General features: G+C 53.3%; 25 protein-coding genes and 1 pseudogene. 12 read left to right on the top strand and 14 right to left on the bottom strand.

The window, feature by feature from the left end; translation table 11 throughout:
* Positions 1-8 precede the first annotated feature (8 nt).
* From BM025_RS06360 to arsJ, 3 genes are read left to right on the top strand one after another with little or no spacing between them, the layout of a single operon-like run.
* Positions 9-857, top strand: a complete 849-nt coding sequence (locus tag BM025_RS06360) for an arsenate reductase/protein-tyrosine-phosphatase family protein (protein WP_085850660.1) — start codon at positions 9-11, stop codon at positions 855-857.
* A complete protein-coding gene (locus BM025_RS06355; protein WP_085850659.1) occupies positions 854-1,852 on the top strand; it encodes an ArsJ-associated glyceraldehyde-3-phosphate dehydrogenase in 999 nt (332 codons plus the stop codon). The genes BM025_RS06360 and BM025_RS06355 overlap by 4 nt, the downstream gene beginning before the upstream one ends.
* Positions 1,849-3,111: an organoarsenical effux MFS transporter ArsJ gene (gene arsJ, locus BM025_RS06350; protein ID WP_085850658.1), complete on the top strand. Its 1,263-nt coding sequence runs from the start codon at positions 1,849-1,851 to the stop codon at positions 3,109-3,111. The genes BM025_RS06355 and arsJ overlap by 4 nt, the downstream gene beginning before the upstream one ends.
* A 109-nt stretch (positions 3,112-3,220) precedes the next feature.
* Here arsJ and BM025_RS06345 read toward each other — a convergent pair whose 3' ends face one another.
* From BM025_RS06345 to BM025_RS19735, 10 genes are all read right to left on the bottom strand, one after another.
* Positions 3,221-3,535 (bottom strand): hypothetical protein, encoded by a 315-nt coding sequence (locus BM025_RS06345; protein ID WP_085850657.1) that lies wholly within the window; start codon positions 3,533-3,535, stop codon positions 3,221-3,223.
* Positions 3,536-3,828: 293 nt separating this feature from the next.
* Entirely contained in the window at positions 3,829-5,070 is a 1,242-nt protein-coding gene (locus tag BM025_RS06340; RefSeq protein ID WP_085850656.1) for an RNA polymerase sigma factor, read from the bottom strand.
* Positions 5,070-5,432 carry a YciI family protein gene (locus BM025_RS06335; RefSeq protein WP_085850655.1) on the bottom strand — a complete coding sequence of 121 codons (363 nt, stop codon included), beginning with the start codon at positions 5,430-5,432 and terminating at the stop codon, positions 5,070-5,072. The genes BM025_RS06340 and BM025_RS06335 overlap by 1 nt, the downstream gene beginning before the upstream one ends.
* A 670-nt stretch (positions 5,433-6,102) precedes the next feature.
* On the bottom strand, positions 6,103-7,017 hold the full coding sequence (locus BM025_RS06325; protein WP_085850654.1) for a tyrosine-type recombinase/integrase: 915 nt from the start codon (positions 7,015-7,017) through the stop codon (positions 6,103-6,105).
* 16 nt (positions 7,018-7,033) lie between these two features.
* On the bottom strand, positions 7,034-7,225 hold the full coding sequence (locus BM025_RS06320; RefSeq protein WP_085850653.1) for a hypothetical protein: 192 nt from the start codon (positions 7,223-7,225) through the stop codon (positions 7,034-7,036).
* A 624-nt stretch (positions 7,226-7,849) separates the two neighbouring features.
* Complete coding sequence (locus BM025_RS06315) at positions 7,850-8,269, bottom strand: hypothetical protein (RefSeq protein WP_090875280.1); 420 nt, start codon at positions 8,267-8,269, stop codon at positions 7,850-7,852.
* A gap of 537 nt (positions 8,270-8,806) precedes the next feature.
* Positions 8,807-9,073: a hypothetical protein gene (locus tag BM025_RS06305; RefSeq protein ID WP_090875276.1), complete on the bottom strand. Its 267-nt coding sequence runs from the start codon at positions 9,071-9,073 to the stop codon at positions 8,807-8,809.
* A gap of 102 nt (positions 9,074-9,175) precedes the next feature.
* A complete protein-coding gene (locus BM025_RS18910; protein ID WP_139204548.1) occupies positions 9,176-10,048 on the bottom strand; it encodes a hypothetical protein in 873 nt (290 codons plus the stop codon).
* A 138-nt stretch (positions 10,049-10,186) separates the two neighbouring features.
* The gene (locus BM025_RS18905; protein WP_139204547.1) at positions 10,187-10,999 is read right to left on the bottom strand and encodes a Trk family cation transporter; all 813 of its coding nucleotides are present in this window, start codon (positions 10,997-10,999) and stop codon (positions 10,187-10,189) included.
* Positions 10,996-11,775, bottom strand: coding sequence for a hypothetical protein (locus tag BM025_RS19735; protein ID WP_139204546.1), 780 nt, complete (start codon positions 11,773-11,775; stop codon positions 10,996-10,998). The genes BM025_RS18905 and BM025_RS19735 overlap by 4 nt, the downstream gene beginning before the upstream one ends.
* 272 nt (positions 11,776-12,047) lie before the next feature.
* On the opposite strand from BM025_RS19735, the pseudogene BM025_RS19730 reads away from it, so the two are divergent.
* Positions 12,048-12,650: pseudogene (locus BM025_RS19730) on the top strand (tryptophan synthase subunit alpha); the annotation flags it as partial.
* Positions 12,651-12,890: 240 nt separating this feature from the next.
* Here BM025_RS19730 and BM025_RS19460 read toward each other — a convergent pair.
* Positions 12,891-14,159, bottom strand: a complete 1,269-nt coding sequence (locus tag BM025_RS19460) for a hypothetical protein (protein ID WP_244515504.1) — start codon at positions 14,157-14,159, stop codon at positions 12,891-12,893.
* A 57-nt stretch (positions 14,160-14,216) separates the two neighbouring features.
* On the opposite strand from BM025_RS19460, the gene BM025_RS18900 reads away from it, so the two are divergent.
* From BM025_RS18900 to BM025_RS06255, 3 genes are all read left to right on the top strand, one after another.
* The gene (locus BM025_RS18900) at positions 14,217-14,408 is read left to right on the top strand and encodes a hypothetical protein (protein WP_139204545.1); all 192 of its coding nucleotides are present in this window, start codon (positions 14,217-14,219) and stop codon (positions 14,406-14,408) included.
* Between the two features lie 627 nt (positions 14,409-15,035).
* Entirely contained in the window at positions 15,036-15,461 is a 426-nt protein-coding gene (locus BM025_RS06260) for a hypothetical protein (RefSeq protein WP_090875259.1), read from the top strand.
* A gap of 324 nt (positions 15,462-15,785) precedes the next feature.
* Positions 15,786-16,349 carry a hypothetical protein gene (locus BM025_RS06255; protein ID WP_090875257.1) on the top strand — a complete coding sequence of 188 codons (564 nt, stop codon included), beginning with the start codon at positions 15,786-15,788 and terminating at the stop codon, positions 16,347-16,349.
* 186 nt (positions 16,350-16,535) lie between these two features.
* Here BM025_RS06255 and BM025_RS18895 read toward each other — a convergent pair whose 3' ends face one another.
* Positions 16,536-16,937, bottom strand: coding sequence for a hypothetical protein (locus BM025_RS18895; RefSeq protein WP_139204544.1), 402 nt, complete (start codon positions 16,935-16,937; stop codon positions 16,536-16,538).
* Positions 16,938-17,923: 986 nt separating this feature from the next.
* Here BM025_RS18895 and BM025_RS06235 point away from each other — a divergent pair.
* The 3 genes from BM025_RS06235 to BM025_RS19725 all read left to right on the top strand — a co-directional run bounded on the left by BM025_RS06235 (position 17,924) and on the right by BM025_RS19725 (position 20,140).
* Positions 17,924-18,583, top strand: coding sequence for a hypothetical protein (locus BM025_RS06235; RefSeq protein ID WP_139204543.1), 660 nt, complete (start codon positions 17,924-17,926; stop codon positions 18,581-18,583).
* 105 nt (positions 18,584-18,688) lie between these two features.
* Positions 18,689-18,922 carry a hypothetical protein gene (locus BM025_RS06230; RefSeq protein WP_139204542.1) on the top strand — a complete coding sequence of 78 codons (234 nt, stop codon included), beginning with the start codon at positions 18,689-18,691 and terminating at the stop codon, positions 18,920-18,922.
* Positions 18,923-19,888: 966 nt separating this feature from the next.
* Positions 19,889-20,140, top strand: coding sequence for a DUF2237 family protein (locus BM025_RS19725; RefSeq protein WP_170842131.1), 252 nt, complete (start codon positions 19,889-19,891; stop codon positions 20,138-20,140).
* A 491-nt stretch (positions 20,141-20,631) separates the two neighbouring features.
* Here BM025_RS19725 and BM025_RS18890 read toward each other — a convergent pair whose 3' ends face one another.
* On the bottom strand, positions 20,632-21,480 hold the full coding sequence (locus tag BM025_RS18890) for a PALP domain-containing protein (RefSeq protein WP_139204541.1): 849 nt from the start codon (positions 21,478-21,480) through the stop codon (positions 20,632-20,634).
* Between the two features lie 152 nt (positions 21,481-21,632).
* Positions 21,633-22,094, bottom strand: coding sequence for a hypothetical protein (locus BM025_RS18885; protein ID WP_139204540.1), 462 nt, complete (start codon positions 22,092-22,094; stop codon positions 21,633-21,635).
* Here BM025_RS18885 and BM025_RS06200 point away from each other — a divergent pair.
* Both BM025_RS06200 and BM025_RS19720 read left to right on the top strand, forming a co-directional pair.
* A complete protein-coding gene (locus tag BM025_RS06200) occupies positions 22,087-22,548 on the top strand; it encodes a hypothetical protein (protein WP_139204539.1) in 462 nt (153 codons plus the stop codon). The two genes, BM025_RS18885 and BM025_RS06200, sit on opposite strands and share 8 nt — an antisense overlap.
* Before the next feature lie 15 nt (positions 22,549-22,563).
* A complete protein-coding gene (locus BM025_RS19720; RefSeq protein WP_425287521.1) occupies positions 22,564-22,827 on the top strand; it encodes a hypothetical protein in 264 nt (87 codons plus the stop codon).
* Positions 22,828-22,878 lie beyond the last annotated feature (51 nt).

The following is a 22,878-nucleotide window of genomic DNA, read 5'->3' as shown; positions in this document are numbered from 1 at the left end:
CGTGAATTATGGAATCACAAATCATTAACCGCTTTTCATTGCTTGGCCATCCGCAACGGATGGCCCTGTTCCGGCTTCTCATGCGCCGTTACCCCGATCGCGTTCCTGCGACTGAGTTGGCGCGGGCGCTTGGGCTAAAGCCAAATACGCTTTCGGCCTATGTAAGCGCCCTGATGCAAGCCGGTTTGGTGACGCAAGAGCGTATCGGAACGTCATTGCGTTACGCTATCGACTTAGATGCTGCCCGCGAAACCATTGACTATCTCCTGCATGATTGTTGCAGGGGGCGACCTGACATTTGCGTTCCCAATACCAAGCCTGCCTCACACGGAGACACTCCAATGACCGACCGTAAGTTCAACGTCCTGTTCATATGTACGGGAAACTCTGCCCGCTCAATCTTTGCGGAAGCCATTCTGCGAGATATCGCTGGAGATCACATTGTTGCCTACTCCGCAGGCACTCAGCCCCGCTCGGCGCTCAACCCATTCGCGCTCCAAGTGCTGGAACAAAAAGGGCATAACGTCTCAGTCCTGCGTTCCAAGAACGTATCAGAGTTCCAAAGCGCGGATGCTCCTGACTTTGATTTCGTCTTTACGGTATGTAATCAAGCCGCAAACGAGGAATGCCCCTCGTGGCAGGGCCAGCCAATCAGTGCGCATTGGGGGCTTCCTGACCCGGTCAGTGTTGAAGGTACTGACGCCGAAAAAAGCCTTGCATTTCAGCAGACCTACGGCGCGTTGCGCAACCGCTTGATTGGCTTTACCGCCCTGCCGCTCGCGTCGCTGGATCGAATGTCTTTGCAAAAGGCAATCGATGAGATCGGGCAGTCGAAAGAGGAAGGGGCATTCACATGACTGTTTATGCTCTCAACGGCCTTGGCCGCATGGGCAAGCTCGCGCTGAAGCCCTTGCTTGAGCGGGGGGCAAAAATCGCTTGGGTTAATGATGCCGTAGGCGACCCTGAAATGCACGCTCATTTACTTGAGTTCGACACGATTCACGGGCGGTGGAAGGCTGATTTTTCACATGATGGCAATAGCATTACAATCGATGGTGTACGCCTGCCGTTTATCGGTACATGTGATATTTCATCGCTGCCTTTGGAGGGGATTGATGTTGTAATTGACTGCACCGGAGCTTTCAAAACAGAGGCAAAAATCGCGCCCTATTTCGATGCAGGTGTAAAAAAGGTGGTTGTGTCTGCGCCTGTGAAAGACGGGGATGCCGCCAATATCGTCTATGGCGTCAATCACGACATCTACGAACCCGACCGCCATCGTATTGTGACCGCTGCCAGTTGTACGACCAATTGCCTCGCGCCGGTCGTGAAAGTCATTCATGAAAACTTGAAGATCAAGCATGGCTCAATCACGACGATCCATGATGTCACGAACACGCAGACCCTTGTTGACCGTCCTGCCAAAGATCTGCGTCGTGCTCGATCTGCATTAAACTCATTAATCCCGACCACGACCGGCAGCGCGACAGCTATCACACTGATCTACCCCGAGTTGACCGGTCGTCTGAATGGCCATGCCATTCGCGTACCGCTACTCAATGCATCCCTGACGGACTGCGTATTTGAGGTGGAGTGTGAGACAACAGCAGATGAGGTCAACGCTCTGTTCAAAGCCGCATCACAAGGCCCGCTCAAAGGCATCTTGGGGTATGAAGAACGCCCACTGGTATCCGCCGACTATACCAATGACGAACGCTCTAGCATCATCGATGCGCCGTCCACCATGGTCATCAACGGCACACAGGTGAAAATCTACGCGTGGTATGACAACGAAATGGGATATGCGCATCGGCTGATCGATGTCGCCAGCATGGTAGGGAATAGCCTGTGACCGACACCTCCCCACGCCCTGAGGGGCTATCGGCCTACATTGCGGTCACTGCATCTTATTGGGCCTTTATGCTCACCGATGGCGCACTGCGCATGTTGGTGTTGCTGCACTTCCATATGATTGGCTTCTCGCCTGTTCAGCTTGCCTATCTGTTTGTGCTTTATGAGGTTGCAGGCATGGTGACCAATCTGTGCGCCGGCTGGATTGCTGCGCGATTTGGTCTAACGTCGACACTTTATGCAGGGATTGGCCTGCAAGTTCTCGCGCTGTTGGCTTTGTCCCGGCTTGATCCCAGTTGGACGGTCGGTGCTTCGGTTGTTTATGTGATGCTGGTGCAGGGGGCGAGCGGGGCAGCAAAGGACCTCGCCAAGATGTCTTCCAAATCAGCCGTAAAGTTGCTTGCACCATCAGCAAACGGGGGGCTCTTTCGCTGGGTGGCATTCCTGACCGGCTCCAAAAACATGGTTAAGGGCTTAGGCTTTCTTCTTGGTGCCGTACTGCTGGCAATGCTGGGGTTTGTCTGGGCTGTTCTCGGAATGGCTGCGATTTTGGCTGTGATCCTGATAGCGGTCCTGTTCGCGATGCCGCCGGGTCTACCAAAGGGACGTAAAGGTGCTAAATTTTCTGAAGTATTTTCCAAATCATACAACGTGAACTTGCTGAGCGCGGCACGGGTTTTCATGTTCGGTGCGCGGGACGTCTGGTTTGTTGTCGGTATTCCGATCTACTTTTATGCCGTACTGTCGGATGGCTCCACAGAAGGTAACCGGGCCGCGTTCTTTTTAATTGGAACGTTCATGGCCGGTTGGGTGATCATGTATGGTTTGGTACAGGCCAACGCTCCTCGTATTTTGCGGGCGAAAATCCGACCTGAGGCAGACTTGATCGCAGCCGCACACAGATGGGCATGGGGCCTTGCCATCGTTCCAGCAGGTCTGACCTTGGCGTCCATGTTCGCGGATGGCCCACAGATGTGGATGACCACAACTCTCATTGTCGGATTGCTGGTATTTGGCGCGATCTTCGCTGTGAATTCCTCCCTGCATTCCTATTTGATCCTATCCTTCACCAAGGCTGAGCGCGTGACCATGGATGTGGGCTTTTACTACATGGCCAATGCGGGGGGACGGCTGGCAGGGACACTGCTCTCAGGGTTGACCTACCAAGTCGGAGGGCTGCCTCTTATGTTCGGCACTGCAGCAGTTTTAGTCGCGCTATCATCGATCACGGTCGGGTATTTGAAGCCTGCTCAAAGATAGAGGTCTAGCTCAACGCGCGTGAAACCGACCTGACATTCATTAGTCATTTAAGCATAAGTGGCCGTGAGCCGAGCGGAGCGTCAATGGCAGCAATGAGAAGAAGATTTAATCAGGCCTTCTTGAGGTGAGGTTTAAGCGCACCTCTGTCCAGCCCACCTTGTTTGGTGGGTGGGCTTCGATCCGGGTCGATATCAGGGACCAATTGGTGCAGGGCTTGCAAGACCTGATAGAGCGAAATGCCATCAGCTTGAGCCATGCCTTCTTCTTCAGCGACACTAAGTTCGCTTGCGTCGTATTCCCAACGACGAAGAACCTCGATCTTTTGGCTCTCTGCAAGGTCAGGATCGTTCAAAACATCATTAGGGGTTTCGTACACGTCTTGCGGATCAAGGAGCGCACGAGCCAGTTTGGTTTCATGTGTCATCATTTGTCTCCTAGGCTGTGTGGTGCGCAGACCGTAAACTGCGTCATTATACTTACTGTAGCATATCGGATCCGAGCGTTGGCTGTATAGAGCGGTTGCAAATTAGGCCTCGGTAGCCTCTTCACCATCCCATTCAAGGCCGTGCGCGAGCGTGAAGTTTTTCTCGGCGCCATCAGGACCTGTCAAACGGGCCCCATATCTCAAACCTATAAGTTTCGGCTTTCGACATCAGCGTTCCCACGACGGCTGTTTTGGAACGTGGATGCGGTCTGTGATTTAAGTGCATGCAACGATCACGTCTGTGGCAGCGCAGCCAGTCGAAGCTCCAGAAAAAGTGCCTCCGCCTGCCCCGGTGCTGTCGCTATGGCATGTCGATAGGCGGCGGCAGATTGCGAGTAATTGCCCGTCTTGGCCAGCAATGCTGCGCGTGTGGCATGCCATGGCTGGTAATCTGACAGCTGATCGGCAAGACTTTCGACCCATTCAAGCGCATGCTCTGTCTGCCCTGCTTCAGCCATTGCAACCGCCGAGTTGAGAGCGACGACTGAGGTTGGCTCATATTGCCAAAGTGCGCGATAAAGTGCCGCTATTTGTAACCAGTCAGGAGCGGGTTCGGCCATTTGGCAATCGGCGATAGCGGCCTTGATCTGAAAAGGTCCTGCGTCGTTCCTCTTTACTGCACGAGCTAGAATAGAGCGGCCTTCAGTAATCCGCGCGCTGTCCCATAGGGTACGATTTTGCTCTGCAGGCGGCAGGCTTGCACCATCGTCTCCGATACGCGCCGCACGACGCGCAGCCGTCAACAGCATCATCGCCAGCGCCCCCTCGATCTCGGCGTCATTGGGACGTAGCTGGTCAATCAGTCGCATGAGGTATTCGGCCTCAAGGCACAGATCGCGCGGCTCATTCGGCCCCGCGATGTATCCGGTGGTAAAAATCAAATAAACGGTCGTCAACACGGCATCTAGGCGTGCGGGCCAAAGTTCGGGGTCCGGCACGGCAAAAGGAATACCTGCCGCCGAGATCTTTGCTTTGGCTCGGCTCAACCGTTGGCCCATCGTCGTGTCATTGTCCAAAAATGCGCGGGCTATTTCGACCGTGGTCAACCCGCAAACGGTGCGTAGGGTCAACGCGACACGCGATTTGGGGTCCAGTGCAGGGTGACAACAAGCGAAGATCAAGCGCAATCGGTGATCGGGGATAACGTTGGTATCAGGATCGGCATCATCATCAGTCAAAATTGCCAGTGCTTCAGTTTGAAGCTTACTGCGTTTAGCGCTGCGCAGTCGGTCGATGGCCTTGCACCGCGCCACCTGAAGCAGCCAGCCTTGCGGCGATGTGGGCAATCCTGATCGCCCCCAGTGCTTTAGCGCCGAAACGGCGGCCTCTTGCAGGACATCCTCGGCAAGACTGAGGTCGCGCAGGCCTGCCGCCAGCGCCGCGATCAACCGTCCCCGATCCAGCCGCATCACGCGGTCGAGCTCTTTTGCCGCCGCGATGGTGCGGGCTGTGGAACCGGGGACGGTCTTGGTCATTAATCGCCCGCCGGATTGTAGTCCATCATAGGCCGCACTTCGACCGTGCCATAGAGCGCGGCAGGCACCATGGCCGCATAGATTAACGCCGCATCCAGATCAGGCACGTTGATCAGATAGTACCCTCCCAAATGCTCGCGGGTTTCGGCAAATGGACCGTCCATGGTTTCCACGCGACCAGCGCGCACCCGCAGCGACGTTGCCGTTTCAATGCCCTGCAAACCTTCGCCACCTTTCAAGACTCCATCAGCCTGAAGTGTTGCGCTCAGAGTGGCATATCCCGCCATCATCTCGTCAAATTCAGGCGTTCCGTAAGCGGGCTCTTTCTTTGGATCACCGTATAGAAGTAGCATATAGTCCATTGGGTTAGTCCTTTTTGGGATGGGTGTTTTGGCCTACTGGCCAATGATTTGGATACAGATGCAGACCTCGCAGTGAGAGCTGCAAGGATGTTGGTGCCGTTGCCGACATAGCGCAGCGGATGGCTCGCCGTGTCCGACGTTAGTCCGAGCGGATGTGCGATGCGACCAACCAGCAGCAATGCGCCTGAGATGTGCAGCCACACTGCGGCTGCCCCCCTGCCTTCGGCCAAGATAAATCACGGCCACTGGCAGCGCGTAGAGGGGGGTAATAGCAAAAACCATTATTGCTCCTTCAATTTTGAGGTTCGATACCACTAGGACGCTTCACGTTTGCAGTTTTCGACATTTCCGTAAATTATTTTTGATAGCCCGCCTGTTCTTTTTGTAGAGACCCGCAAAATGCGGGTGCTGACAGCCTCAACACGGATGGCCGTAAGCTGCAAAGCTACGTGCCATGAGCAATCAAAACGCTCGTTTTTTTGCATAATTGCAAAACACGTCGTCTGATGCTTCCCCCCGTTCAAAACCAAAAAAGTTGTTAAAGGGTTTGGGCTCGCGCGAGATAGCAGACACTTGCATCATGCAGCATCCGTATATCTGGGCAAAAAAGCGGACTTTCGCGGCGAAGTTGCCAAGGTCGGCTTCTGGCCGTTCCCCCACCTCACACCACTCACAACGCGATCCTCTCCAGCCACGACAGCTTATTTTGCAAGCTTGCACCCTGTCCGTAGACGACGCCACCAATCGCGTGGCCCATCAGTTCTTTTCGGGTGCGGTCGGGGCAGTCTATATTTTGCAGGCTGTCCGAAAACATGTGTCGCAGCGAATATGTTGAATGGGCGTCGGTTTCCAACAAGCTATTATTGCGCAGGTATTTCATCACTAGATTGGACCAGCTCGTAGCGCGATCTGCATAGCGCGGAAACCCTGAGGCGCATTGCTTTGCAGCCTCGAGCGAGATCCCCGTCAATGGAATGTCGCGCGCGCTTTTTTCTGTTTTGAGCGCCCGCTCCCCTGCCCTAATCGCAATGTAGGGAATGTCTTGATCCAGCCGGATCCGGTCCGAGGTCAAACCAAGGATCTCGGAAGGCCGTGCGCCTGTATTTACCATAATCAAAAGCGCGATACGGGCCTCAAGGTTCAGCCCGTCAAGCGCCCCTTTGGCCAAAATTTTGTCGCGCACCCAATCGCGTGAAAACGCCAAGCGCTGCCCTTTGTCTTCATGAAACCGCACGCCTTTAAAGGGGTTCTCAAACGCGCGCGCCTCAAGCGTAATCACCGCGCCAATCATGGCCGACAAAAGCGAAAAGTCTTTGTTCGCGCTCGAGGCAGATGCAGCCCCCGCCCCGACCCGCGACCACCACCATATGCGAAACCGCAAGACATCGGATCGCGTCAGATCCTCGATGCCTTTGTCGCCGACCTGTTCGATCAAATTGCCGATCGCACGATTGCGCTCATTTTCCCAACGGCGCTTTTGATCTTTGCTTTTTCCGACCCACCTGTCCGCCGTCAATTCAGAAAACCGAGCCAACAGCGCAGACAGGCGTAAAGACGGCACAGGGGCGCAGCCTAGAAGCGCCATCGCAGTCTCTGGCAACTCACTCAACCGAGGGACTGTCGTTAATCGCGGCCACACGGGTCAAAATCTCAGATATAGGCCCGCGCGCCAAATCACCCGCCTCGATGTAAGCAAAGCCACGCCGCTCAGCCACTTCGCGCAAACGATCGAACATTTCTTCGGCGCGCCCATCAATGCCCGCAAGCCGCGCTTCCCAGATTGCAACCTGCAAACGCTCAATCTCAGCTTGCTTGGCCTGCGCCTCGGTTATGTCGCCCGTGTGCTATGAGGTGAATATATGCCGCCGCCCATCAACTTTTTGATACCATTTCGGCACCCGCCACACATGCGAAAATAGCTCATCCTTGCCCCGCCGAACCAACATGCGAAATCGCCTTTGTATAGTAATAAGTATAGCGCACAAGCGTAGGGGGCTGGCAAGCACAAACAAAAAAGCCGTAATATCCTTTATAATCAGGATATTACGGCTTTTTTGATATTTTTAAATCTGGCGGAGACGAAGGGATTCGGATCCTGGTACGCTTTCTTTTTTCTCCCTTAGTTGGGGGTCGCCTTCTCCTATTTGTTCTGGTGTTTGTTGTGCCGTTTTACGCTCGATTGTTTGGGTCGTGATATTTTCATGGGGGAGGGCTGGCATTTTTAATTCTTTTTTTGGGGTGCCTTTTGTTTGGGTGTCCTTTTCGATTATTTGGCTTGTTGTCGTCGGCTCCCGTGCTTAGCGGCTTTTTGGGGCGTTTTGTCCGCGTGTTTGTTCACGTTGTTGGTTTACGCTTGATTTGTTTGGAGGTTTGGGGGGACCAGCCCTTATGTGTTCCTGTCTTGTTTTTTTGCCGTTTCAATTGCTTGTGTATTTGCCTTTCTCTTTCCGTGGCTTGTTGTGCTTCGACTCGTCGGTTGTTTTTATCCAGTTTCGACATTTTTTTTCCTTGTCTGGCGCTTTCATCTTGTGTTTTTGCTGCGGTTGGTTTTTGTTTAGCCTTGCGTTTTCTCCCGCGCCCGGGAGTTTGCCCGAGCGGGTTTGTTTGTGTGTGTTATTCGCGATTTGGGCAATTATCTTTTTCTTTTTCTTCCCTTTCTCTTTGATTGTCTTCGTTTCGGTCAGCCTCTTGGCCTGGTTCAGGCCTTCGCGGTCGCATGTCTCATTGCGGCTTTCTGTCATCTGTGATGTGAATTGTTCTTTTTTTTGTCTTGCTTTGCCGTTGCCCAAGCCAGTTCCTGTTTGCAGTCCCTCTGTTGCATCTGTGGGGCGGTTCATGTTTTGTTGTTTTATGTTCGATATTCGGTACTGTCTTGGTGCGGTGTTCCTTATCTCGCTTTTGTTTTCGTTCCTGTTTTTTTCGCGTTTCAGGGTGCCGAGTTGTCGTTTCTAGCTGCTGTGCTTCTGCATCTCCTTGTCTTGTTCGTCCCTTTTTTGAGTTATGATGTTGTCCGCCCGGCCCCATGTGCTCTTGTGTTTCTTGGGGAGCTCCACCGTCTTTTTTTCCGTTGTGCGTTGTTTCAGGGTTTGCTGTGTATTCGCTTTGTGCTCCGCTTCTCCACTTTTCTTGGTCCGCTGTGCGCTTTCCAGGGGCATGTTTTGTGTTTGTGTTGCGGGGTTGTTGCGCGGCGTCCGTCTTTCTTTGGCCGGTTTTTATATATTTTGGTGATCTGTGTTTCTCCTGTTTTTCTTGAGGCCTGCTTTCCCGTCCCTTTCAATCTCTGCCCCCTTAAATGTCGCCACGTCGTGTATTTTTTCCTATCTATCATTTGTGCTATTTGGATTTGTGTCTTCTTTGTACTCGGCGGTCTTTTTCTAGTCTTGGGAATTCTTTTTGCGTTCTTTTTTTTCGTTGTATTTGTGTAGTTGATTTGTGCCCGTTATGTTTTTGCCTTGTTGAGTTTTTTTTGGTCTGTTTGGAGTTTTTAGTGGTTTTCCGCCTGCTTTTTTTTTGTCTTTGTTCCTTTTCTTGAGTTTGGGTTGCTCTTTTTGGGTCTTAAACTTCTTTGCGAGGCTCGTTCCCTGGTACTCTTCGTTCTCCCCGGTTTTTCTCCTCTCTGGTGTTTTGATGTTAGGGTTCATATTTCTCTCCGTGAAGTTTTCGGCGTGGTGGGCTTGGTTTGTTGGGTCCTTGGTTGCGGGCTGGCTCTCCCCCGGCGCGGCTACCTTCGCATTTTGTTTCTCTTAGCCTTTCTCGGTGCTGTGCTTGTCGAGTGCCCGTTTGTCTGGGTCGGCTTTTTTTTGTTCACTTGTCCCGTTTTTTGCCTTAGTTTGTGCGCGCCTTGGTTCCCTGGCTTTGTGTTTATTTTGCTCCCCGCTGCCACGCAGCTTTTTTGATTTTTTGTATTGCTGCCTCCGTGCGCCTTGTTTGCTCTTGCCCTTGTCTTTTTTGGTGTTGGCTTCGGCATCGGTTTGTTGGGCCTTGTTTGGCCTTTTTTCCGGCCCGTTGTCGTTTGTATCCTTGCGCGGGCGGTGTTGTCTGCATTTTTGTTCGATGGCTTTTTGCCTTGTATCTGGCTGTTGGGCCTTTGGCCGGTTCGTTTTTGGCGGGGGCTCGGGTGGTTTTGGTACCTTGGGAACTTGTTCCGGCGTCTTGGTCTTTTTTGTCGCGGTGGTTGGCGCGTTGCTTGGGTTCGTGTGTTTTCGCTTTTCTGTTGGGGGCTGCTCCAGCCTCTGCTGTTTTTTCGGGTCTGTGTTTTGATCGTGTGTTTTTCTCCTGTTCGCGGGCTTTAGGTTGCCTGGTTTTGCTGGCGTCTGCTCTGAATGTGCCTCCTGTGCGTTTGGCGTTTGGTTGTGCTTTTTCCGCTTTTTTCTTTTCTTCCTCGGCTTTGGACCGTGGGGGGCGGTGTGTTTGGTGGGGCTGGTGGTCGGCTGGGGTGCCTCTTTGTGTGGGGCCCGCTTTTGCTTTTTTGCCGCGTGCCCTTGTTGCTGATTTTTGGGCTCGGCTCGGCGGTGTTTGTGTTGAGTTTTATCGCTCGTTTGTTGCCAGTGCTGATTCTTGTGGGTGTGTTTCGTTACGTTATTTGGTGTGTCTTGCACCTTTTTTGTGCGATGCACCAGCGATTGGCGTTGGTGTGGTGTCCTTGGGTTCGGGTTCGATTTGCCCGGGCCCGCGTTGTGTTGGCTCAGCTTTTTTTTTTGTTGCCCCTCTTGCGTGTGCGTTTTTGCGCGTTTTTCTTTTTGGTCCGATTGTTGCTATCGTTGCCTGCTCCTCGTTTCTTTCGTCTCTTTCTTTTGTTCCCGGTCTTGTTTCTCTTCTCTCTGTTTATGTCTTTGCCGCGGACGGTTGTTCGGTAGTGCTTTGGGTTGCTCCACGTCTTTCCGGGGGTGTCGCGTTGCGTGGCTCTTTGTTTCATGTGGCGCTTGATTGCCTGCCCTTTGGTGGCGTTTGCGTTTGTTGGTTGGGCGGCTATCCTTGTCTGGGGGGTTTTGCTTCGTTTCGTTATCTCCTTCCCGTTTTGTGCCTGGGGAATTGGCCTGGGCTGGGGGTTTGTGCGTCGCCCGTGGCTCTGGGTTCTTGGTGTCTGTTTCAATTTTGGGGCGGGTTTTTTTATCTTGGTTGCTTTTGTTTTGATTGGGTTTTTTGACGTTTGGTTTCGGCTTGTGCGTTACAATTGGCCGCCCGTTCACGGACGGGGGGCGGTCGCTGCGCCGCCTGTTGGCTTGCGTGTCTGTTTCGGCCAGATGTTTGTCGGTGGCTTTGGTGGTCTGTTTTTGGTCTTTTACCATTTTGGGCCGTTTTTGTTTGTTTCGGTGTTGCGTGTCGGGTTTTTGATCTTGCTCTGTTTTGCGCTGTCGGTTTTTCCCTTTGGGGTTGTTTTGTTTGTTTCTTTGGCTTTTGTTTCGGCTTGTGCCGCGGTTTCGTCGGTCTTTGCTGTTGTTTTTGGGGTGGTGCTTGTGGGTTTGGCTTGGCCGTGGGTGCCGCCGGTTGGGGTCTGGGTCGTTTTGGTCGTTTTTGTGGTGCTTTTGCGTTGTTGTTTTGTGCGTGTCTTTGAGTAGGTTTCTCATTTCTTCGGCTTGTATCGTGCGTTCGTGGTTCTGTCGGGTGGGGGTTCTTCGCTGTCCGTTTCTTGCGAGCATCTTTGTGCTTCTTTGGTTTTGAGTTGTGACTTTTTTTGTTCGGTTTTGGGAGATGTTCCCGCGGGGGCCTCCTCGTTTTGGGTAGTGTTTTTCGTGGCATGATCTTGATTGGCGTTGTCTTTGGCGGCGTTTTGTTCTTGGCCGTTGCGCAGGTCCATGTTGGGTTTTTGCGCGGCAGGGTTTAGCGCTGTGCGGGGTTTTTTGTGGTGTTTGTCGGCTTCTTGGGCTTTGGCTGGTTTGTCATTTTCAATCTCTGTTTTTGTATTCGGCTGTTGACGGTTTTGTTTGGTTTCGTCTTTTTGGTTGCGTTTGATTTTGCGCCTGCGTCCGTTTTGGTGTTTCTTGGTGGTTTTACGGTTTGCCGTCTTGTTTTCTTTCTTGGTCGCTTTGGTCTGCTCGGTTGTTTCAACGCGCGCTTCAACCTGGGTCCCTTTTTTGTCTTTCTTTCTGCGTGCCATTTGGGGGTTGGTATTCCTTTGTTGGTTGTTGGTTCTGACTTGGTTTGCCTTTCCTTCTGTTTTGGCCGTTTTTTTTACCAGGCGCTCGCTTTCCCTGACGGTTATGTGTGTTGGGTTGTTTTGTTTTTCTCCCGTTATGTCGGTTCTCTTTTCCAGGGGGCTTTTCTGCTCTTTCACTTTGGCTGGGTTTGGGTCGATTGTTCCTTCGGGCTCGTTTGCGGTCTGTTCGGCTGTGTTTTTCGTCAAGGCGTTCCTCCGTGTTGTTTTGGCCATGTTTTTCAAGCGCTTGATCTCCCTTTTGTCCGGCATTTCGCGTCGCCTTTGTGTGGCTTCGGGGCGTGTGTGGGCGGTGGGGTCGATGGGCTTAGTGACCGGCTGGCTGGTGGTCGCTTGCCGTTTTTGCTCGGGTCGGGGAATCCTTGGCTGCTGTTTTGCAATGGAGCCTTTTGTTTTGGCCGTCTGCTGCTCGCATCGAGCCGCGATTTTGGTTTGTTCGGGGCGGGTGGGGCTAGGGGTTGGTGTCCTTTGTTGTGGTTGTCGATTCAGCCGGTCACGTAGCTCTTGGGCTGGTCGATTTCTTGTTTTCTGGTGGCGTGGGTTTCCTCGCCCTTGGTATTCTTTTGTCTGCTTTTGTTGGTGTGGGCCTCTGGCTTCCATTGGCTGGTTGCCGGTCGTTGCATTCTTGGTTGAGGTTGCCATTGCTTTTTTTTGTGGTTGGCGAGTTTGTGCCAGTCGTTGAGCGTTCTTGTGTTGTGATTTTGGGCTATTATTGTTGGGTTTCTTTTTGGGGCTTTGTTTCGTTTTTTTCGTATTTTCCAGTTGGTTGTGTTGTCGGGTTTTTCGTCGTGGATTTGTTCCGTTTTGCCGATGTTGAGTTATGGTTTTGTGCGGTGTCCGGGGTTCTTAATTTTCTTCGCTTGGCCTTGCTGAGGCCGTTTGCCACCCTTCTGGCATATGTGCTGGCCATTCCCTGTGGGTTTGTTTGTTGGGTGTCTGTGGCTGGTGTTTCGGTTGTCGTGGGCGTGTCATGCGACATTGTTGTGTTTGAGGTGGGGCGTGTTCTCTGGGCTGCCGGTTTGCCTGTGGTCGTGGGTTTTGGCGTGATCGCGCGGGGGGGTGTAGGTGTGGTTGTGTCGGTTGCAGGGGGTTTTGTCGTTGGCTCTGCGATTGTGGCCGTCATTGGCCTCGGCCTTTCGGTTGTCGATCTCGGCGTCTTTGTGATGTGGTTGGCGGTCTGTTCGGACATCGGCTTCGTTGGTCTCCTTCTCGGTTTTTTATGTGTGCTGCGGCGCGTTTTCGTTGTGGCGCAGTTCTTTGTCGGGTTTGGCTTCCCTTGCCTGCTCCTCCACATTGCCCTACCTCTACGGTGGATTTGTTGTGGCGTTTTTGTGGCGCTTCTTGTTGTTCTTTGCGGTTTTTGGGTTTTTGCTACTTCCCGTCTTTTTGCTCTGTTTGTTGGGCTCGCTGTCCTGTTTGATCGCTGTGGTGTTTAGGGTTTGTTGGCGGTCATTTGTTTTGTCTTTTTGCTCGTTTTCGATTTTGTGTTGTACTGTATGGGTGGTTCGCCGTCTTGGTCTTTGTTCGCGGTCTGTTTTTGTGTCGAGCGCTTCGTTCCTTTGTTTGTCTTTGAGCTCGGGGCATTTTGGGTTGCTTTGGGTGCTGATGTGATCTTCGTGTTCTTGCACGTTTCGATCGTCGTTGTTTTTTTCATCGCCGCCCGTTTCATGGGTTTTGTGGATCCGTTGGGTGATGGCGTGCGGGGGTTTGGGGTCAATGCGGGGGTGTGCTCTTCGGTTTTTGTTTTGGTGGTCGCTTTCGGGCCGTTGTCGCTCGTTGGTGAAGCGACGGTCGCCGGCTTTGTGGGTGTGGCGGATCTTATCTGTGGCTTTCTTTTTCGTGGCCGTTTTGGGCGTGGTGGTTTTGCTCGGTTGGTTGCTTTTGTTGTCTTTGTGTTTGTCTGCTTTGTTGGGTTGGTCCGTTTCATGCTTTGGATTTCTGTGGGTGGTGGTGTTGATTTCGCGTTCGTCCCTTCTCTTGTGTTTTGCTTTGCCGGGTTTGTGCATCTTTTTGTCGGGGTCGGTGCCGTTGATGTTTTTGTTGTTGCCGTTGCGGGCGGGGTCTTTTTTTTTCGTCCGCTCGCAGTGTTCGTTTTTGATACGCTTGTTGTTGGTCATGTCCTTGGGCTCGTTGATGGTTGGCTCGAGGCCCTTGTTTTTGAGCTTTTGATGTCGCGTTTCAGTTTCGCGGTCCGCCGCACCACTTGTGCGGATTGGTGGATGGTTTGGGGTGATTCCTGTTTGGCGGGGGCCTTTTTTTGTGTGTTGCAGTTTGGACATGCGGTTCATCCGGGTGACCGGCTGTCCCTTCGAGACGCTTGGGGCTCTAGTGTGGTCGCGTCCATTTGGTTCCTTGGTGTTATTTTGGTCTTTGTTGTCGTTTTTGATCTTTTTGGCATCCTTACCCTTGTGCGTGTTTTCTGTTATGTCGTTTTCTTTGTGGTTGTTGGGTTGGTCCTTGGACGGCTTGTTTCTCTGTTTGATGTTGGTGGGTTTTTTGCTTTTGATCAGCATGTCCTCTTTGTCGGTGGTGTCGGTTTCTGTGTTGTCTTGGTGCCCAAATGTGCGCATCACTGCTGTGTGTTTGGGGTGCTTCACCTTTTCCGTCGCAGGGTTTCGGAATGCGCCCGTTTGCTTGGTTGGGTCATAGATGGTGGGGCTGTTGCCGTCTTGGGTGTTGTGTTTGTTGTCTTCGTTGACGGGATGGGCCGTGGTGCTGTGGCCGCTTTGGTGGGGCGTGTTGTGGTTGCCTTCGTTTTCATTGTGGGTTTTTGTTTCGTGGCGGTTACGTTGTTGGATGCCTGTCTTGATGTCGTTGTTTGATATGTTTTCAGGGCGATTGTTGGCGCTTTTGACTTGTTGTGCGGCCTTGTAGCTTGGTTTTGCATCTGCGAGTTGTACAATGGCTTTGTCTGCGTTGAAGTAGTTATAGCTTTCATTTTGGTCTTTGGCTTTGCTTTGGGTGTGGTTTTCGCGTTTGTGTTTTTTGCCGTTTGCGCGTTGCTTGGCACGGTCCCTTTTCTCGGTGTTGTTGATCTCTACGGTGGCGGTGCGGGGCAATATTTTTTCTTTAGCTTTTTCCGTGAACTCCATTTTTTCGATTTGACGGGCTTTTTGTATTCCTTGCGCCTTGTGTGGTGGCAGCCTACCTTCATGTTTGCGGTTGGGGGTGTTTGGGAGATTGCTGTGGTTGTCTTGTCTCTGGTTTATATGTCTGGGCATGAGGTCGTGCATTGGCTGTCTGTCGGCTGCGCGGTTGTTGGTGTGTTTTTTTGGGTTTGCTTTGGCTATCTCTATGTCTTTTTTTTTTTTGTCTTGCCGTAGGTTGGGGTTTTTTTTTTGTATCGTGTGTTGACGGTTGCGGTTTGAGTTTTCGTTGCGTTCCGCTTTTTCTACGGTGTTGTTCTCGCTGCTTCTTCTTTGGCTCCTTCTTCCTGTGTTGCGGCCTGCTTGGTTGTTCTGTTCGCAGGCCTCAAAGGTGGGCGTGTTGTTGGGGTTTTGGTGTCCCAGGTTGTGTCTTTTTCATCAGCGTTCGTTGAATTCGGGTTGCAGGGCGTTTTCTTCTGGGCTGGTGTGCCCCGCGTGGCAGCTGCCGTGTTTGTCTTCATCGTCGATTTGGGTGTGGCCGTTGTTCTCGATGTTGAGGTGTTTGATCTGGTGTCGTTCTTCTCTTTTTTGGCCTGTGTTTGGGTGTTTGGTCGCGTTCTTATGGTTGGCCTTGTGGGCTGCGGTGCGTCTTTGTATGCCTCGGTGCGTGCTGGTCGGTGGCGGCTGGAACCGATGTCTTTTTTTGTGATGGGGTGGATTGGTCTTTTTGGTTCTTTGACTTGGTTTTTCTGGTGCTTTACCCGGCGCGACATGCGTGCTTTTTCGTGATCTTCTGTTAGGTCTTTTGTTCCTTTTCAACTGTTGCGCATTTTCAGGGCAGTGTCGCGTGTCTTCTCGTGGCTCGTTGCTTTTTTGTCGGTTTCTGGCTTGGGCTGTTTTCTCCGAGTTGGTAGGTGATTGTGCCCGGTTCAGCCCTGAGGGTGCCTTTTTTTCTTCGTTTCCAACATTGGCTGGTTTATCTGTTCGCGTGATGTTCGTGCGCGGTCGGTTTTTTTTTGTTAGTTCGATTGGGGCTTGTGGGTCGAGGAGCCTTTTCTCGCGGTGCCGTCAGGTTTTGTTTCCCTTTGATTTGGCTGCGGTTTGGCGGTCGACATGGAGGGCCGGTCAACCGCGACTGGATTGTTTGTGGTTGCTGTGTTCCTGCTCGTTGCGTTGTCGCTCTTTGGCCTGGTGTGTCTGGGCTGTGCTGATTGTGCGATTTCAGCCTCTGCCGGGGCTGCACCCTTGGTGGTGCCTTTTGGGCTATTGGGAATGTGTGTATGCTTTATGGCATCGGTTTTGCGCGAGGTCACCGAGTGGTTTTGGTTCCCGCTTTGGTTGTTGCTCGTCGTGTGCTTTTTGGCATACGTGTTTGTTTGCGGTACGGATTTGAAGTTCTCTGCTGTTTTGGTGCCGTTTTTTTTGCCCGTCTTGTGGCCTTGTTACATGGTTTTGACCTCCGGTTTGTCCTTGTTTATTCTGTCGTTGTTTTGCAATGTGCTTGATGTTGCGGCGTTCTGTCGTTGGGTTTTTGGGGTGCTGTGCGGGTTGGCCCTGTGGTTTGGCACTCTTTTGGGTCTTGGCCGTTGCGTCAGTTCTCTTGGGTCTTTGTTTCGCTGGTCGGCCGGTCCCTTTGTGCTGTGGTTGGCTTTGGCCTCACTCGCGCGGATTTTATAGATGTTTGGCTGGGTGGTGCTTTTGCCAGGGCTTTTGGCGCCTTTCTTTTCGTTTGTCGCTGTGTGTGTGGTTTCAGCGGCTTTCTTCGTTTGGACTCTGGGTTGGCGATCGTTGGCTGGTTGGTTGTTCTGGGTCTGGATTGTGCCGGTCTTTCTGGTGTCTGTGTGGGGTTGTGTTTTTGTGGTTTTAGTCAGTTGTCTTCGGTGTGGCGTTTCCGTTGTGGCGGGTATCTCTTTGTGCGCCGGAGTGGCTTGCCTTTTTTTTGCGTTTGTTTGCGGGCTGGGTGGGGTTGGCGAGGACGGTGTCCCCCCAGCGCTTGCAGTTGTTCACCCGGCTGTGGCTAGTACCCTGTTTCTTTGTGGTTGTCGGCGCCTTGGGTTGATGTCTTGTGTCACTGTTTTGGTGTGTGCCTCCTTTTTTGGGGACTTTGCTTCGTGTCGCCGCGATTTGGGGTTTCTCCTGTTGTTCTTTTTGGGTGCTGTTTTTCTTTTTTTGGGTCGCTTTTACGCGCGCGGCACGCGGTGGTTTTTCTTGCTTTACGGCGGGTAGAGTTGCGGTGGTTTTTATGTCGTCTTCGTAAAACTCCACTCGCTACTCCCCGCTATGCGCACTAAAGGCGCTTCGCTGTGGCCGGCGCGCGTCGCCTTTGAAGCCTATATTGTGCGTATGTTGGATGGTGTTGGTTCGTTGTTCTGGGTGCACCACTTTCCTAGTTGATGAATTTGCCGTTGGCTGGGTCGCTTCCGTTGCTATCGGCGTGATTTTGTTAGCTATGTTGGGCACTGACTGTGTTTGTGCAGCGGCCGTCTCTGGAGCTTTGGTCGCTTCCCGGGGGCCTGACGGCCGCGCGTTGGGTTCTTGGCCTGGTTTCTTTGTGCGTGATTGCCGCGCCGTACGCGCCGGTGCCCTCCCCGTGCTTGGTGTTGGTGGTCGATGCTTGCCGTGGCTTGCGGCTCGGGCGCGTTCTCGTTCGATGTCCAGTGCTTCTCCTGCTTCTGTTGCGTTTTCGGTTGGGGCCGCTTCTTTTGGTTTTACGCCTCCGCTGGTGCTGCAGACTGTCTGCTGTTGGCTGGGTGCGGTCTTTTGGCCTTCGTTTCTTTGCGGTGGTCGCTCTTGTTTTTGCTTGGCGGTTGCGTTGGTTTGCTAGTCGCTAAGTGCTCCTGCTGGCAGTTCTTGCTGAGGTTCTCACCCGGCTTGTTGGATCTTGGCCACGGCATCTGCCGTTGGTGCTGAGCACCTCGATCGCATCGGATGTTTTGGGTTCGTTGGTTGCGTTCCTTGGCGTTCTTCTCGTTGCTCTCATCGCATGTTCTTTTTGCTTTCGCGGCTCGGCATTGTTTGGTTTGATCTGTAGTTCTTTGGGTGCTGGGTCGTCTTTTGCTGCGCCCACATTTGTCCTTGTATCGTTGGTGCCTTTTCGGTGGGTATCGATGGCGATAGACGTCGCTTTATCGCGTGACTGATTTTTGGTTGGAGATGTTTCGCAAGCATTCGGGCTTTCGGTGCGCTATTTAGCGCGGCTGTTCGTTGTCAATGGTGGGCGTTTTTCTGGGTCTTTGTGGCGGGAACGTTTCGTGCGCAGGCGTTCCGATCTGTTGGGCTTGCCCCAAGTGTCCCTCGGTGTCGGTGCGATTGGCGTTTTGTGTTTGTTCATGACCTCTGTTCTTTTTAGTCGCTCGTTTGGGGAGTCGTTTGTTCTTTCTCCGCGTGTGTTACGTGTCGCCCGTCGCGCTTTGCCTTTGGTTTTTCCCTTTCGGGGCCGTGCTGGCTGTGTTTTGGCTTCGCTGTTGGTCGCGCTTTGTGGTCGGGTGTTGTGGGGGGTGCATGTGTGGCGTTGTGTTTTGCGAGTCTCTTGTCTGTGCGCGCGCCTTGCCGTGGGTTTTGTGCTTTGTGTGCGGGCCGCTCTGGTTTATTGGGGCTTTATTATGGCTGGTGAGCTTCCTGCTCTTTTTGTGCCTTCGGGTTCGGTGGTGGGCATGGGCGCCGTTCGTCAGGCCGGTGGTGATGGCTTTGTTCGCTTTATTGTTTATGGTGGTGGCGCTGATCGTTTTTTGATGTGGATGGCTTTCGCCGTTGTTTTGGACCGCCTTGGCGCGGGTCGTTTGTTTTCCTCTTTTTTTGGCCTGGGGGTTGGTGGCGGGTTCGGTGTTCGTGTTTTCTGTGGCGGGGTTCATGTTCTTGTGGTTGAGGCTTTGGCTGTCTTCGTTGTGTTCATTCTTGTTATTGGGGCTTGACGTTTTGCCCTTTTGCTCTTTGTTGGGATTGTTTTTGGCGGCGATGCTTCTGGGTTGTGGGGGTGTGGGTTTGTTGCTCCCGTTCGCGGTGCGGTTGGGCTCGTGGTGATTGCTGTTTTCGTGGTTGATCTTGTGACTTTGGACGTTTCGGGTGGTCTTTTTGGCTATGTTTGGCCGCTGTCTGCCGTGCCGTTTGGTGTTGTCCCTCGGTCTGTGGTTTATCGTGGTTTTGTTGTTGCTCACATCAGCGTGGCTGCGTGTATGTGTTCTTTTGATGGGGTGGCAGTGGCGGCGGGTGCTGCTTTCTGCTTTGTCGGCGTCGCGCCTGGCGAGGCATAGGTTTTTGGTCGTGTTGCCTCCGGTTATTTGGGGGGCCTTTTTGTCGCGTTTTTTTGTGGGCCTTTTACAAGGCTCTACTTGTCGGTCGTCGTGGCCGGTGCTTTGTTGTCTTTCGGTTACGGGCATTTGGGTCCGGGCGATGGCGCTGTTCGTGGGCCTGGGTTGTCGGTGTTTTTGATGTGCAGGGTGCGGGTGCGATTTTGGATTTCTGGTGCTTGCTCGGATCGGTGCCTGGGGGGTTTTTGCCGTGTGGTGTTTGAGGTTTCGGGTTTATGTTTGTTCGGGCGTTTTTGGTTGGGAAACGGTGTTTTTGCTTTAGGCCGCTGCGTTTATGCAGCTGTTTGTACCCTGTGTCGGGTTGGCCTTGCGGTTTTCCACGCTTTTGGCTGGCGCCGTTGTTTTGTTCTGGGTCGTTTTGGTTTTGGTGCCGGGGATGGTTCTGGTCTCATGTGTTTGGGGGTCTGTTTTGGCGTTCGGCTTGTGGTTGATTGACCCTTTGGTTTGCGCGGGCTGTTGTGGCGTTCTTTTTTGTATTGGGCGTGCTGGTCACTATTCCCTGGTTTGCGGGTATGTTCTCTGGGTTTTTTGGCAGGTGTTTGGAACGTTGTTTTTTGTTTTGATTCGTGTGTTGGTTGCTGGGGCTTTTCTTCTTGTAGCGGGGGTCGTTTCGAAATTTTGTTCGTTTGTTTGTTTTCGTGTTATTTGTTCGCTTTCTGGCTGCCTTCGATTCTCATTTCCCGCCTGTGCACGGCCGGCCGCGCGACGTGTGTGTGCGGTCTTCGTATGCTTTTGCCTTGGCTCTTGCTGGCCCTTTGTCCCGTTCGCTGGTGTGTTCTGTTGTTTGGGTGTGCGAGGCGTGGAATGGTTTTGGGCTGAACCTTTTGGGTTTTGTGTGCTACGTCCCTCCCCGGGTGCTTTTGTTAGGGCGCGTTCCGCGCCTGGTTTCTGGCTTGGGGTTCTCGTACTGTGTGCTGTGTTCTGGCCGCTTTGTTTTTGTGGTTTTGGAACTGTGTTGGCCTCTCTGTGTCACCGCCGGGCGGCGATTTTGGCTTTGCGGGTCTTAGGGCTGGGGGTTGTTGTTGTGTGTTTTGGCGGCGTTTCTTGGCGGCCCTGGCGGACGGCTGTGTTGGCGCTGTCCGGCTCTTTTTGACCCGTGTGCGTGTGCTTGCTCTCGTGTGTTTGGCTGTGCTCTTATTACGCGCGGATGAGGCCGTTTAGCGCCGTGGAATGTGAGTTGGGCTGCGCGAACGCGTCGTATCAATGTGGTTTGCGTGGCTGCGCGTTTTTAGTGTTGTACGGTTACGTGTGGTTTTTTCTGCGTCGGGTCCTTTGGCCTTTGTTTTGATCCCTCACTGGCGGGCGACCGTCCGGATTTCTTTGTTGCCCCGCGCAGCCGTGTTGCTCGGGCTGCTTTGTTGTTTGGGCTTTTTAGGTGCGCTTTTTTTCTGTTGTGCCTTAGCGTGCGAGGGTTCCGGCGGGGGCGTGGTTGCTTGGTTTTTGCACGTGCTTTGGCGGTGTTGCAGCGGCTCGTGCTCATTGGTCGGGCTTTATTGTGCGGGTTTGTTGTTGTTGAGTCTTGCGTGCTCGGGGCCTCTGTTTGGTTGGTCGGGGCCGGTGGTTGTTGAGATGCGCTCTCGCTTGTGGCGGTCGTGATTTTGCGGCCATTTGGTGGGGTTGCCGTGGCGCGGCGCGGGGTGGGCGCTCGTCCATTACGGGCGGTGTTCGCTTTTGTCGTTCATATCTTTGCCGGTCGCCTCGCTGCGGCTTGTGGGCACGGCTTTGTCGTCGTTGCAGGGCTTTGGTTTGCGCATCGTGTTGGATCTTCTTCCGCTTGCCGGGGTCACGGTTTCAGGTCGGTTTGGTTCTGCTTTGTTTTTTGGCTTGTGCCAGGGTATTTGTTTGCCGGTTGTCGTTTTTACGTCGTTGGGCGTTTCAGGGTATTGGTGTGTGCGCGTGACGTTGCCCGTGCCGTTTGGCTTGTTTTGCGCTTTGGTGATGGGGTCGGGGCGCCTTTTGTTGCTTTTGTGTTTCAAGGTTCCAGGTCCAGATGTGGGGGGGCGCCCTTTGGCGCTTAGCCTTTTCCTTGTGGATCCGTTTGGGGCTTTGCTTTCGCTTTGCTTGGCGGCGCTGTTGCTTGCTGCTTCCCGGCTTTTTTTGGTGTTGGCGGTCGGGGTGGCTACCGTGTGTTGGGGCTTTGGCGTTTCTGCGCTGCTTCTTGTGTTCCCGCTGGTGGGTGCCTTATTAATTTTGCCCACGACCTTTTTGATTTTGTGGGGGCCCGTGTGGTTCGGCTCGTTGCTCTTACGGTTTGTCTTTGGGCTGGGACTTTCGTTTGTTCTGTTTTTTTTGCCCTCCGGCGGGCTTGTGCGGGCGCGCTGTTTTTTGCTCGGCTCTTCGGTTTCTGGCCTGGCTGTTGGCTCATTTTTGGGTTTCTGTCCGTGTTCGTTAAGGCTGTTTCTCCGTGGGCTCATTGTGTGGGCCGCAACGCTGCCGCCCTCGTTGTTTCGGTGGCGGTTTTTGTCGGTGCCATTCGTTCGGCTTTTGGGGCGATCATTCATCTGGCGGGTGTGGTGGTTTGGCGGTGACGTGTGTCGTTCTTGCGTTCTTGTTTGTTGGCCTGTTTGTAGGGGTGAGGTGCGGCGGCTTTGGGTGTTTTGGCTTTTTCTTGGGCCCGCTTGTTTTGTGTTTGGTGACTTCCCCTGCGTGCCCGTTATGCGTCGCTGGTTGTTTGTTTTGCGGCGCTGTTTTTGGCGTGGTCTTTTACCTTTGTGGGGGTTTCGTCACCTGCTGATGCGTTGATCTGTTTTGCCGCTGTTCTTTGCTTGGCTTGCATCGCGTTGTCCGGCGTCAACTCGCTTGCGGGTGTGGTGGGGGCGTTTTCGGCGCTCTTGGAATTGCGCCGCGAGTTTGGCGCTGCGGCCTTCTTGCCGGGCCTCATCGTGGGTTTGGGGTTTTTTTTGTGGGCCAGTGCCTGCTCTTTGCTGGCCTTATCGGCTTCTCGCGCTTGCTTTTCTTGGGTGGTGGGGTTGCTCACGGTCTTCATCCGGGGCGCCCCGTAGGGCGGCTGTTTTGTCTTCCTTCGCTCCATTTCTTCAGCTGGTTGTGGGTTGAGCCTGTTTGTTGTGCCTTCGGCCGCCTTGCGGTCCAGTTCGGTGTCCGTTGCCTTGCTCACGAAAGCCTTTTTGGCCGCGCTTTTTGTCGGTTCCGGCGCCCGTTCTGGCGGCAGCTTTCTGGTGCCTTTTGGTGGCGTTTTAGGTCTTGCCCCTCGCTGTGCGTCTTGGGTGGTGGCTGTGGGGGCTGTGTTGGTTGCTTGCGGGTTGTTGATGCCACTGGTTTTTATTTTTGTGTGCTTTGGCCTGTCTTTCTGTGTTGATCAGCTCGGGCCCTTCGTGGTTTTCAGTTTTGGGCTTGTCGTCCTTGGGGTTGGGGATTTGGCGTGCCTGTTGGTTTTTCTCCCTGCGGTGCTGGGTGGCGGCGTCGCGGTGTTTGTCCTGGCGCGTTTTTTCCTCTCGGAATTGGGTTATGAGTCTCGCGATGATCTTGCGGGGGATGAGGCTCCGCAGGGGCGTTTGTCTCGCCTTGCCGCCGCCGGTCTGCTTGGCCGTTTTCGCCGGGGCGCGGTTTAGGGTGCCCTTGCTGCGATTGGCCAGGGCTTTGGTGTTGTTGGGCCGGTCGATTTCCGCGCGTATTTCCTCACGGTTGGTGCGCTTTTGGCGTTCGTTCGTTTTCGTTTCATCGTTTGCGGAGGGGTTTGCTGGTTTTGCAATTCGGTCCTTTTTTTTCTTTTAGGGGTCCCCTCTGTCCGGTCCGTGGCTTTCGTCCTGTTTTTTGATCGGTTTTTTTGTGAGCATCGGGGCGAGCTGCGTGCCGTTGGTGTCGATTTTGTTTGTGCGTGGCTTGGGTGATTTCTTCAGCGCTTGTGTTCCCGATCTGGTCGTCGTCGCGTTGGTCTTTGT

The organism is Pacificibacter marinus (assembly GCF_900109555.1).
Lineage (GTDB): Bacteria > Pseudomonadota > Alphaproteobacteria > Rhodobacterales > Rhodobacteraceae > Celeribacter > Celeribacter marinus_C.
Note: the sequence above shows the minus strand (reverse complement) of the source record. Positions and strands in the feature narration are given on the sequence as shown.

Coding starts and splice junctions, on each gene's coding strand:
- BM025_RS06360 (WP_085850660.1), top strand. CDS start 9: ATGGAATCACAAATCATTAACCGCTTTTCATTGCTTGGCCATCCGCAA.
- BM025_RS06355 (WP_085850659.1), top strand. CDS start 854: ATGACTGTTTATGCTCTCAACGGCCTTGGCCGCATGGGCAAGCTCGCG.
- BM025_RS06345 (WP_085850657.1), bottom strand. CDS start 3,535: ATGACACATGAAACCAAACTGGCTCGTGCGCTCCTTGATCCGCAAGAC.
- BM025_RS06340 (WP_085850656.1), bottom strand. CDS start 5,070: ATGACCAAGACCGTCCCCGGTTCCACAGCCCGCACCATCGCGGCGGCA.
- BM025_RS06335 (WP_085850655.1), bottom strand. CDS start 5,432: ATGGACTATATGCTACTTCTATACGGTGATCCAAAGAAAGAGCCCGCT.
- BM025_RS06325 (WP_085850654.1), bottom strand. CDS start 7,017: ATGGCGCTTCTAGGCTGCGCCCCTGTGCCGTCTTTACGCCTGTCTGCG.
- BM025_RS06315 (WP_090875280.1), bottom strand. CDS start 8,269: ATGAACCGCCCCACAGATGCAACAGAGGGACTGCAAACAGGAACTGGC.
- BM025_RS06305 (WP_090875276.1), bottom strand. CDS start 9,073: ATGAACCCTAACATCAAAACACCAGAGAGGAGAAAAACCGGGGAGAAC.
- BM025_RS18905 (WP_139204547.1), bottom strand. CDS start 10,999: ATGAGAAACCTACTCAAAGACACGCACAAAACAACAACGCAAAAGCAC.
- BM025_RS06255 (WP_090875257.1), top strand. CDS start 15,786: ATGGAGGGCCGGTCAACCGCGACTGGATTGTTTGTGGTTGCTGTGTTC.
- BM025_RS18890 (WP_139204541.1), bottom strand. CDS start 21,480: ATGAATGATCGCCCCAAAAGCCGAACGAATGGCACCGACAAAAACCGC.